The organism is Sodalis sp. (in: enterobacteria) (genome assembly GCF_047607725.1).
GTDB lineage: Bacteria > Pseudomonadota > Gammaproteobacteria > Enterobacterales > Enterobacteriaceae > JBLKSS01.
Genome location: NZ_JBLKSS010000100.1, coordinates 1 through 10,666, shown reverse-complemented (window position 1 = coordinate 10,666; position 10,666 = coordinate 1). Strand labels below are relative to the sequence as shown.

Below are 10,666 nucleotides of genomic sequence, written 5' to 3'. Positions count from 1 at the left end.
CGGGATAGAGCAGGCGGTCGAGGTCGACGGGGGACAGTTCCGCCGGCAATGGCCAGACCAGGTTAGCTACCGTGAATCGGCCGAGGATATCGTGCACTGTGGTACAGCCGATGCCGAGCGCTGCTGCGATGGTGTGATTCGAGCGACACTGCTCAAATTTCATGCGTAATACATTAATATAGATGAATATTTATGTTCTCTCGTTCTTCTTTTTACGTGCCATGCCATACCCCCGGAAGCTAAAAGTCTCCNNAGNANNGNGGAACAGAAGATGAGCGATCGGACAGAATCGGAATCGCTGATCGGGCGACCGGAATCAGTGATCAGGTGAAATCGGAATCAGTGATCGGACGTGACCGGAACCAGCACTCTCAAGCGTCGCGATGGCTTCCACCACGCCGGGATAGCGCGCCAGGACCGGCTGCGGAATGGCCGGTAAACTGATGGCCTCCGCAATGATGCGGTTTTTGACGTAGCGTTCAAACACCTCAGACAGCGCCTGCACCCGGGCTTCGCTGGCGGTATTGCCCGCCGACATGCCGTTGGAAACATACAGGTTACCGACAATGTTCATCGGAATGTAGACCGTGGCGCCGTCGGACTCGGCTGAAAGGCAGGGCGCAAATCCCGCGTTCGGTATTGCTGGACTGCAAATCCACCAGATCGCGCCCGGTCAATTCCTGGTCCGGATCATAAAAGGCGCACAGATGATCATCGAGGATACCGGCCGGTAGCGCACCGTCGCCCGGAAGCGCGAACCAGCGCTCGTTGGGATAATGCACAAATTCGCCGCCGGCGACCGTGGCGCCGAGATAAAAGTCGGCGAAAAAATAGTTGGTGGAGAGGCGTTCAAAATACTCGCCCAGCGCCGCTTTTCAGGTCGCGCCCTTGCCGTTGGTAAAGCATAGCGGGCAGTCGCGATCGCGAATATGCACCGACCAGACATGGAGCACGGGATTAAGCCAGGACGCTTCTTCGATAGTGAAGCCAAGCGCGCCGAGCTGTGCCTGAAAGCGGGCAATGGAGTCTTCCAGCGCCGCATCTTTGCCTGGAATAAAGGTCTGTGTCATCAGGGTCACTCAGGGTCACTCAGGGTCACTTATTATCAACGGTAAACCGCCATAATACGGTGTTTTCTCGCCAGGCTCCATGTATTCTCTTAAGCATCAGGCGTTGCGGCCGGCCGTGGGCGGTGTTAAAACCATGGTAGGTTATCTAGCGGTATTACTGGCAAATCGTGGTGAGGGAAAATGAATCAGGTGTTTAATTTTAGCTCCGGCCCGGCAATGCTGCCGGCGGAAGTGTTGCGCAAGGCGGAGCAGGAATTGTGTAATTGGCATGGCCTGGACACATCGGTCATGGAAATCAGCCATCGCAGTAAAGAATTTCTCGAAGTGGCGCAATCCTCTGAACAAGACCTGCGCGAACTGCTGGCGATCCCCGACAATTATAAAGTTCTGTTTTGCCACGGCGGCGCGCGCGCGCAATTCGCCGCGGTGCCGATGAATCTGCTGGGGGATGCCGACAGCGCCGATTATATCGATGGCGGCTATTGGGCGCACAGCGCGATAAAAGAAGCGCAAAAATATTGCGACCCGCGGGTTATCGATGTCACCACCGAAATAGACGGCCTGCGCGCGATTAAACCGATGCACGACTGGGCCTTATCCGCTGACGGCGCCTATGTCCACTATTGCCCGAATGAAACCATTGATGGCCTGGCCATTGATGAACTGCCTGATTTCGGCAATCGGGTGGTGGTGGTGGCGGACTTCTCCTCCACGATCTTGTCGCACCCGCTGGACGTGAGCCGCTTTGGGGTTATCTACGCCGGCGCGCAGAAAAACATCGGGCCGGCCGGGCTGACGCTGGTCATCGTGCGCGAGGATCTGCTGGGCCGCGCGAGCAAAGTGCTGCCGTCCATTCTCGATTACAGCGTGCTGGCCGAAAACGATTCGATGTTTAATACGCCGCCGACCTTCGCCTGGTATCTCTCGGGGCTGGTGTTCAAATGGCTAAAAGCGCAGGGCGGGCTTGCGGAAATGGATAAACGCAATCAGGCCAAGGCGTCCTTGCTGTACCGCACCATCGACGAGAGCGATTTTTATCGCAATACCGTCGCGCCGGCCAACCGTTCGCGCATGAATGTGCCGTTCCAATTGGCGGACAGTAAACTTGACGCGCTGTTCTTGCAGGAGTCCCAGGCCGCCGGCCTGTATGCCCTGAAGGGACACCGGGTGGTGGGCGGCATGCGCGCATCGCTGTACAATGCCATGCCGCTGGAAGGCGTGCAGGCGCTGGTGAACTTTATGCTGGGGTTTGCTCACCGCCACGGGTAACGTTCGCCGCCGCGGCGTGGCCGGGTTGCCCGTTGCCCGTGCCGTTGCGCGGTGTGTCGGTATACCAGCCGAGCGGCGCTGGCTGTTGTCGGTGAGTTGTATTCCGCTTGCCCGTTGCCGTTGCGTGGGGCTCCGGTTCGCCGCCGAGCGGGGTTGACCGTTACCCGCGCCGTTGCGCGGCGTCCTGGTTTACCGCCGGACGGTGATGGCCGTTGCCGCCATCGGTGCGGCGTTGGTGCAAGGTATTTTCCTTATAATGGCGAAGCCGGCCTCGGGGTCGGCCGCTACCGAATCATCCTCGCGACGAGGCTGCCGGCGCCAGGCGTTATTGTTTGCTGGAGAACGTGTTACACATGCAGGATTCCCTGACCTTAAATCCCATCGCGCGCGTCGATGGCACCCTCAATCTGCCGGGTTCCAAAAGCGTTTCCAATCGTGCCCTGTTACTGGCGGCACAGGCCATCGGCACCACGCGCCTGACCAACCTGCTCGACAGCGACGATGTCCGCCATATGCTGACAGCCTTGGGCCAGCTCGGCGTCAATTACCGCCTGTCGGCGGACCGCCGCAGCTGTGAAATCGACGGCCTCGGCGGCCCGCTGCGCGCGGATGACGCGCTGACGCTGTTTCTCGGCAATGCCGGCACCGCCATGCGCCCGCTGGCCGCCGCACTGTGCCTACAGGCGCAGGACGTGACGCTGACCGGCGAGCCGCGCATGAAAGAGCGGCCCATCGGCCATTTAGTGGACGCGCTACGCCAGGGCGGGGCGCAAATTGATTACCTCGAACAAGAGCACTATCCGCCGCTGCGTTTGCGCGGCGGCTATCAAGGCGGCGATATCACCGTCGACGGCAGCGTCTCCAGCCAGTTTCTCACCGCGCTGTTGATGATGGCGCCGCAGGACAGCCACATCCGCATCAAGGGTGAACTGGTGTCCCGACCCTATATCGATATCACCCTGGCGTTAATGAAAAGCTTCGGTATTGCGGTGCGGCACGATAATTATCAGGTGTTTTACCTCACCGGCAACGGCGTATACCGTTCGCCGGGCAATTATCTGGTGGAAGGGGATGCCTCCAGCGCGTCGTATTTTCTGGCGGCGGCGGCGATCCGCGGCGGCACCGTGCGGGTAACCGGCATCGGCCGCCACAGCGTGCAGGGGGATATCCGCTTCGCCGATGTGCTGGAGAGCATGGGCGCCACCATTCGCTGGGGCGACGATTACATTGAATGCAGCCGCGCTACGCTGCACGCTATCGATATGGATATGAATCATATCCCCGACGCGGCGATGACCATCGCCACCACCGCGCTGTTCGCCAGCGGCGGCACCACCACGTTGCGCAACATTGCCAACTGGCGGGTCAAAGAGACCGACCGGTTGACGGCGATGGCCACCGAGCTGCGCAAAGTGGGCGCCACCGTCACCGAGGGGGAGGATTATCTGTCCGTCACGCCGCCCGCCAGACTGACCGCCGCCCGCATCGGTACCTATAACGACCACCGCATGGCGATGTGTTTTGCGCTGGTGGCGCTGTCCGATACGCCGGTGACTATTCTCGATCCGCAATGTACCCACAAAACCTTCCCGGACTTTTTTGCCCGGCTGGCGGCGCTAAACACGCCGGCCACGTCGCATTCGGCGCTATGATAACGGGCAAGAGTAACGTTTACGCTTAATGAAGGGTATAATGACGCGTAATGAAGCCTCAGGGATCCCTTATGCTTTCACACCCGTTGCGCTTAAAGGAGAAGACAATGACGGTTATAGCTCCGGTAATCACCATCGATGGACCGAGCGGTGCAGGGAAGGGGACGCTCTGCAAAGCGTTGGCGGAAGCGTTACAATGGCATTTACTGGATTCCGGCGCGATCTACCGGGTGTTGGCGCTGGCGGCCCTGCATCACCAGGTGGTTATCGATAGCGAGGAGGCGTTGGTGCCGCTCGCCGCTCATCTCGATGTCCGCTTCGAGGTCGAACAGGGTCAGTTGAAAGTGGTGCTAGAGGGGGAAGACGTCAGCCAGGCCATTCGCAACGAGAGCGTTGGCAACACCGCATCGCAAATCGCAGCGTTTCCGCGTGTGCGTGAAGCGCTGCTGCGGCGTCAGCGCGCGTTTCGCGCCGCGCCGGGCCTCATCGCCGATGGCCGCGACATGGGAACCGTGGTGTTTCCCGATGCGCCGGTGAAAATCTTTCTGGACGCGTCGTCGGAAGAAAGGGCGCACCGCCGCATGCGGCAGTTGCAGGAAAAGGGCTTTAGTGTTAACTTTGAACGCCTTTTATCCGAGATAAAAGAACGTGACGATCGCGATCGCAATCGCGCGGTAGCTCCATTGGTGCCGGCGGCTGACGCGCTGGTGCTTGACTCTACCCGCCTGACTATCGATGAAGTGATAGCCAAAGCGCTGGCGCGCGCCAGGCAGATTCTGGCGCTATCGTAACGATATCGTCATTAAATTACCCCGCAGCGAGGAAAGGCAGCGAGGCGTGTATAACAACCCCATCAAGCAGGATGCCGGATGGACGTTAATCAAAAAATCTGAAGATTATCAAATATGACAGAATCTTTTGCTCAACTCTTTGAAGAATCCCTGAAAGAAATCGAAACCCGTCCGGGTTCCATCGTTCGCGGTACCGTTGTGTCCATCGCGAAAGACGTGGTTCTGGTTGACGCCGGCCTGAAATCCGAATCCGCCATTCCTCTCGAGCAGTTCCGCAACGCCCAGGGCGAGCTGGAAATCGAAGTGGGCGATCAGGTTGACGTCGCTCTGGATGCAGTCGAAGACGGTTTCGGCGAAACGCTGCTGTCCCGTGAAAAAGCCAAGCGCCACGAAGCCTGGCTGATGCTGGAAAAAGCGTACGAAGAAGCGGCCACCGTGATCGGCGTTATCAACGGGAAAGTCAAAGGCGGTTTCACCGTAGAACTGAACGGTATCCGTGCGTTCCTGCCGGGTTCTCTGGTCGACGTGCGTCCGGTTCGCGACACCCTGCATCTGGAAGGCAAAGAGCTTGAGTTTAAAGTGATCAAGCTGGATCAGAAACGCAACAACGTTGTGGTTTCCCGTCGTGCCGTTATCGAATCCGAAAACAGCGCCGAGCGCGATCAACTGCTGGAAAACCTGCAGGAAGGCATGGAAGTCAAGGGTATCGTAAAGAACCTGACCGACTACGGAGCCTTCGTTGATCTGGGCGGCGTTGACGGCCTGCTGCACATTACCGATATGGCCTGGAAGCGCGTGAAGCATCCGAGCGAAATCGTGAATGTTGGCGACGAAATCACCGTTAAAGTACTGAAATTCGATCGTGAGCGTACCCGTGTCTCCCTGGGCCTGAAACAGCTGGGCGAAGATCCGTGGGTCGCTATCGCGAAACGTTACCCGGAAGGCACCCGCCTGACCGGCCGCGTGACCAACCTGACCGACTACGGCTGCTTCGTTGAAATCGAAGAAGGCGTTGAAGGCTTGGTGCACGTTTCCGAAATGGACTGGACCAACAAGAACATTCATCCGTCCAAAGTGGTTAACGTGGGCGACGTGGTGGAAGTCATGGTGCTGGACATCGACGAAGAGCGTCGTCGTATCTCCCTGGGCCTGAAGCAGTGCAAAGCCAATCCGTGGCAGCAGTTCGCTGAAACCCATAACAAGGGCGATCGCGTTGAAGGCAAAATCAAGTCGATCACCGACTTCGGTATCTTCATCGGCCTGGACGGCGGCATCGACGGTCTGGTTCATCTGTCCGACATCTCTTGGAACGTGGCCGGCGAAGAAGCCGTGCGCGAATACAAGAAGGGTGACGAAATCGCAGCCGTGGTTCTGCAGGTTGACGCAGAGCGCGAGCGTATCTCCCTGGGCGTGAAGCAGCTGGCTGAAGATCAGTTCAATAACTACCTGTCTTTGAACAAGAAAGGAGCTATTGTTACCGGTAAAGTCACAGCAGTTGACGCAAAAGGTGCTACAGTTGAATTAGCGGGTGGCGTGGAAGGTTATCTGCGCGCCTCTGAAGCTTCGCGCGACCGCGTGGAAGACGCTACGCTGGTCCTGAACGTCGGCGACGATGTGGAAGCTAAATTCACCGGCGTCGATCGCAAAAACCGCGTTGTCAGCCTGTCCGTTCGTGCCAAGGACGAGGCGGACGAGAAAGAAGCCATCAGCACCGTGAACAACAAGCAGGAAGAAGGCAACTTCTCCAATGCAATGGCTGAAGCCTTTAAAGCGGCGACCAAAGGCGAGTAATAATAACGGGGGAGCGGAGGCGACTCTGCTCCTGGACGGTAGTTAAGTTGTTATGCTGCTCTTGAAGAGAGCCGCGTAAACTTGGAGGAATTATGACCAAGTCCGAGCTTATCGAAAGACTAGCCGGCCAGCACGCTCATATCCAGGCAAAAGTGGTTGAGGATGCAGTGAAAGAGATTCTTGAGCATATGGCGACGACGCTCGCCAGCGGCGAGCGCATCGAAATCCGCGGTTTCGGCAGTTTTTCTCTTCACTACCGTGCCCCGCGCGTCGGCCGCAACCCGAAAACCGGTGATAAGGTGGAGCTGGAAGGCAAATATGTTCCGCATTTTAAACCGGGCAAAGAGTTGCGCGATCGCGCCAACATCTACGGCTAACTGCCGCGGCCCGGCGGCCAATGTTATTGCAAACCTGAAAAGCCCCTTTATGGGGTTTTTTTTTGCCTCCAGGCCGCCGGAGATCGGGTCAACGGCCGATAGGAAAACAGCGAGCGGTACCGATATGCTGTAGGGGTAGTTAAAGCCGGTATTGATTCAGCCGATGTCTAACACCTAAGGGCTAGACACATGCCGCGGTTGATGCCGGACATCGTCCCGCTGCGGCCTGTTAACGGTTACCTACAAGATTATTGGGTGGGGCATACCGGGCGACGTTCATGATTAACCGTCTTACGAGGTGAAGATGCTCATCGTTTTTTCAATGTCTAATCGACATATCTTGCTCAGCGACCAGAAAGTAGCGCAAGTGCTAAATGCCAATAACGTACAGGAGGCAACGCGGATCAATAATATTGCTGAATTTGTCAGTGGCATTATTGATTGGTTCAGAGGGGGAACGCAAAAAAAAAAAGAGATCATTGCGCTATTTCATAGCCTACAGGAAAGCCAACATGGCGCAACGGAGATGCCAGAATACCGCCGTCTGGAGAAATTCATCCAGCTAAGGCGGCTGGCGTTACCGGAATACCAAAGTCAATTCCAGCTTCAGATCCTAGCCCCAACCGCACAGTATGACTGGGGCTACAGGCTGAAGGTCAATGGCCAGACCTTATTCCAGTGCGACAATGTATTTGCAAAGAGCAGAAACGGGGACGCGGACCCACTGCCTTTATTTCATGCGGCAAACCTTCGCATGAAAATGGAGGATGCGGTTTACCAACAGTTGAATCTTCAGGCCGATGGCGACATGCACTATTTACCCCTTTATAAAAAAGCGTCGCTATCCCGCCTGTTTGGCGTTAAACACAAGGATTTGGACCTATTAATGGATAAACTCCAGACGCGCGAATACCGTCTGGAAAATCTGGAAAAAATTAACAATTATAAGTACGGAATTTCCTTCGACGTGGTATTCAAAGACGGTAACCGAATCTCTATTTCCGACGCAAACGCCGCGGCGAGGCGAGATGGCGACGAGACATTGCGCGAGAAATTGGCAAGTAGACGGTATACGGATTGGGATGCCTTGCTGGAGGAGGGATACCGGAGCAAAGACGATAGGGTGCTCAGAGCGCTAACGCCCCCCCTCAAGTGAGACTACTGCGACGTAATAAATCACGAAGAGGTGCTGACGGCACCGGGCCTAAGCGATTTCCATAACGCGTTACGGGAGATCGCTATCGCCGATACCGACCTTTTTGATCTTTGGGACCTGGCGAACGAGGTAGGCGGTTATGAGGATGATGTGTTAAGCAGCGGCATCGGTGACCACCTGCTCAATTTGTAGTGCAATGATGGCGCTGTGCGAGAGGATGACGCCGACAGCCTGTTATGGCCTGGTGATAGCGGCTGGCTCAGCGATAGCATTGGGGCAAGCGAGTCGGTGGAAAGTTTGCTTGCGGCAATGCCGCCGCGGCCGCCATTAGCGCCGCTTTCGCCGTCGTTACCGCTTACATCGCCGCTCTCGGCCATTGCCTCGCTGCCGCCGAGAGAAGACGCATAAGGTCGGATACCTGACGGGAACGCCACTGCAATTTGCCCCAGCCGGCTGTAAAACCGTTAACTTTTCTGCGGCGCGGCTTCCCGTCCTGCCCCTGCAGCGAGACCTCGCCGCATCTGACGTCTGATACTGCCTGTCTTCTTTACCGCGTCCTATAACAGGCAGGTCCGTCGATGCCATTGTCAATGACCGCGCTGGCGCTGGCCGTTATCGCGGGGAATTTGCCGCTGTTGTTTTTGCCGCAACTAACGACGGCGGGCGCGCTGTGCTGGCTGCCGGCTGGCTGCTGCTTTTGACCGGCCGCCGCACGGCGCAGTACCTGGCGGTGGGGGTGCTAATGCTGGCCTGGAGCGGCTATCACGCTCGGCTATTGCTGGTGCAAACCACGACATGGAGCCAGGGTAATCAGACCTTAATAGGCCGCGTGGTCACTCTTAATCTCTCGGCCGAGAATGCCCCCGCCCGCATTGTCGTCCGCGTCAGCCACATCAACGGCCAGCGGGTGTTTCCGCCGGTGGTAGTGGTGTGCCGGGCAGCAATGGCGGCTGCGGGTGGCGTTACAGCCGGTGCATGGGCGCATGAATCAAGGGGGATTCGATAGCCAGCATTGGGCCATGGCAAATCACCAGCCGTTGCAGGGGAGGGTGCTGCGGGCACGGCGGCTGAGTGACAGGTGCGGCCTGCGCCAGCGGTGGGTCGATCGCGCCGTCAAAAGCATGCATCAGCCGCGCTGGTGGGCGCTGATGCTGGCACTGGGCTTCGGCACGACCCAAGAAATAAGCGACGGTGAATGGCAGTTGCTATCACGTACCGGGATCGCTCATCTCATGGCGATTTCAGGGCTGCATATCGGCCTGGCGGTGCTGTTCGGCTGGCTGGTGGCGCGGGGAGCGCAATTTTTTTGGCCGGCCCGCGCCATCGGCGTGGGAGCGCCCGCTGCTGTTCTGCTGGTTATGCGCCACGGGCTATGTGGCGCTATCCGGGGCGAATTTCCCCACCCAGCGCGGCTTGCTGACGCTGACGCTTTGGACCGTCGTTCGCCTGCGGGGCGTCACGCTGAGTCCGTGGCAAATTTTACTGTGGTGCGTATCGCTTATCCTCATCACCGATCCGCTGGCAGTGCTCTCCAATAGCCTGTGGCTTTCCTGTACCGCGGTGGCGGCGCTGATTTTCTTCTTTCAGTGGGCGCCGCTGCCGGCGGGGTTGGCGGTGGTGCGGAATTCGCTGGCTGCATCTGCAGGGGGCATGACCCTGCTGTTGCTGCCGATGCAGTGTTTGCTGTTCCACGGCGGCAATCCGCTGGTGCTGGTGGCCAATTTATGGGCGGTGCCGCTGGTGTCGTTTATTAGCACGCAGCTCATTCTGGCGGCTATCGTCACCGGTGATCTAAGGGGGGTGAGCGCTCAGCTCTGGCGATGGGCGGATCTGTCGCTTGATGGCGCCGCTTGCGCCGCTAGAACAAGGGTGGTTAACGTTGTCGGGCCAGGGCCTGGTAATCAGCGCCGCCAGCTGGCTCGGGGCATCATCATCTGGCGATTCGGCTGGTGGCGCGCTTATCCCCTGACGATGGCGGTGATGGCCGTGCTGATGCTTAACAGCCTCAGGCCGCCGGCAACGGGCGAACCGCGCTGGCGGCTGGATATGCTGGATGTGGGCCCCGGCCTGGTGGTAAGTATTGAGCGCGACGGCAAGACGCTGCTGTATGACACCGGCGCCGGCTGGCGCGAGGGCTATATGGGCAAGGCGGCAATCCTCCCTTACCTGGCCTGGCGGGGCCTGACGCCGGAACATATCTACCTTAGCAACAGCCATGAGGATCATATCGGCGGTTTGGCCAGCGTTCGGCGCGTTTGGCGGGTGGTATCGGTCAGCAGTTCGTTCCGTGCGCCCGGCCACGGCTTATGTCTGCGCGGGCAGCGCTGGCGGGGGTTAGATTTTGAGGTGCTCTGGCCGCCGGCATCGGTCGCCAGCGCCGGCAATAACGATTCCTGCGTGCTGCGGATAGACGACGGTCGCTTCGTAAGCGCCCCGTGGAGGACGTCTTGAATTATTGGTGGGTTTGTTGTATGGCCCGGTAAGAATATGTTCCACTACGATGCCTAGTGAACCCGCATCCTATAAGGGACGGCTGTCAGATCATGGATAATCCGGCGAT

The 10,666-nt window shown here is 58.1% G+C and carries 11 protein-coding genes and 3 pseudogenes; 12 read left to right on the top strand and 2 right to left on the bottom strand.

The window, feature by feature from the left end:
• Positions 1–163 (bottom strand): annotated as a pseudogene (locus ACMX3H_RS09590) (IS21 family transposase); the annotation flags it as partial.
• Between the two features lie 198 nt (positions 164–361).
• A pseudogene (locus ACMX3H_RS09585) lies at positions 362–1,070 on the bottom strand (YcaO-like family protein); the annotation flags it as partial.
• 180 nt (positions 1,071–1,250) lie between these two features.
• On the opposite strand from ACMX3H_RS09585, the gene serC reads away from it, so the two are divergent.
• From serC to ACMX3H_RS09525, 12 genes and pseudogenes are all read left to right on the top strand, one after another.
• Complete coding sequence (gene serC, locus ACMX3H_RS09580) at positions 1,251–2,339, top strand: 3-phosphoserine/phosphohydroxythreonine transaminase (RefSeq protein WP_415210649.1); 1,089 nt, start codon at positions 1,251–1,253, stop codon at positions 2,337–2,339.
• Positions 2,340–2,692: 353 nt separating this feature from the next.
• Positions 2,693–3,991, top strand: coding sequence for a 3-phosphoshikimate 1-carboxyvinyltransferase (aroA, locus tag ACMX3H_RS09575; RefSeq protein ID WP_415210650.1), 1,299 nt, complete (start codon positions 2,693–2,695; stop codon positions 3,989–3,991).
• A gap of 107 nt (positions 3,992–4,098) precedes the next feature.
• On the top strand, positions 4,099–4,782 hold the full coding sequence (gene cmk / locus ACMX3H_RS09570) for a (d)CMP kinase (protein ID WP_415210648.1): 684 nt from the start codon (positions 4,099–4,101) through the stop codon (positions 4,780–4,782).
• Between the two features lie 114 nt (positions 4,783–4,896).
• Positions 4,897–6,573 carry a 30S ribosomal protein S1 gene (gene rpsA, locus ACMX3H_RS09565; RefSeq protein ID WP_415210647.1) on the top strand — a complete coding sequence of 559 codons (1,677 nt, stop codon included), beginning with the start codon at positions 4,897–4,899 and terminating at the stop codon, positions 6,571–6,573.
• Positions 6,574–6,665: 92 nt separating this feature from the next.
• Positions 6,666–6,950 (top strand): integration host factor subunit beta, encoded by a 285-nt coding sequence (gene ihfB / locus ACMX3H_RS09560; RefSeq protein WP_415210646.1) that lies wholly within the window; start codon positions 6,666–6,668, stop codon positions 6,948–6,950.
• 304 nt (positions 6,951–7,254) lie between these two features.
• Entirely contained in the window at positions 7,255–8,106 is an 852-nt protein-coding gene (locus ACMX3H_RS09555; RefSeq protein ID WP_415210645.1) for a hypothetical protein, read from the top strand.
• A gap of 30 nt (positions 8,107–8,136) precedes the next feature.
• Positions 8,137–8,298, top strand: a complete 162-nt coding sequence (locus ACMX3H_RS09550) for a hypothetical protein (RefSeq protein ID WP_415210644.1) — start codon at positions 8,137–8,139, stop codon at positions 8,296–8,298.
• A gap of 15 nt (positions 8,299–8,313) precedes the next feature.
• On the top strand, positions 8,314–8,514 hold the full coding sequence (locus tag ACMX3H_RS09545) for a hypothetical protein (RefSeq protein WP_415210643.1): 201 nt from the start codon (positions 8,314–8,316) through the stop codon (positions 8,512–8,514).
• A 170-nt stretch (positions 8,515–8,684) separates the two neighbouring features.
• The gene (locus ACMX3H_RS09540; RefSeq protein ID WP_415210642.1) at positions 8,685–8,807 is read left to right on the top strand and encodes a hypothetical protein; all 123 of its coding nucleotides are present in this window, start codon (positions 8,685–8,687) and stop codon (positions 8,805–8,807) included.
• On the top strand, positions 8,777–9,112 hold the full coding sequence (locus ACMX3H_RS09535; RefSeq protein WP_415210641.1) for a hypothetical protein: 336 nt from the start codon (positions 8,777–8,779) through the stop codon (positions 9,110–9,112). Before ACMX3H_RS09540 ends, ACMX3H_RS09535 begins: the two co-directional genes overlap by 31 nt.
• A pseudogene (locus ACMX3H_RS09530) lies at positions 9,090–9,446 on the top strand (ComEC/Rec2 family competence protein); the annotation flags it as partial. The gene ACMX3H_RS09535 and the pseudogene ACMX3H_RS09530, both read left to right, overlap by 23 nt.
• A gap of 34 nt (positions 9,447–9,480) precedes the next feature.
• Complete coding sequence (locus tag ACMX3H_RS09525; protein WP_415210640.1) at positions 9,481–10,557, top strand: DNA internalization-related competence protein ComEC/Rec2; 1,077 nt, start codon at positions 9,481–9,483, stop codon at positions 10,555–10,557.
• Positions 10,558–10,666: the final 109 nt, after the last annotated feature.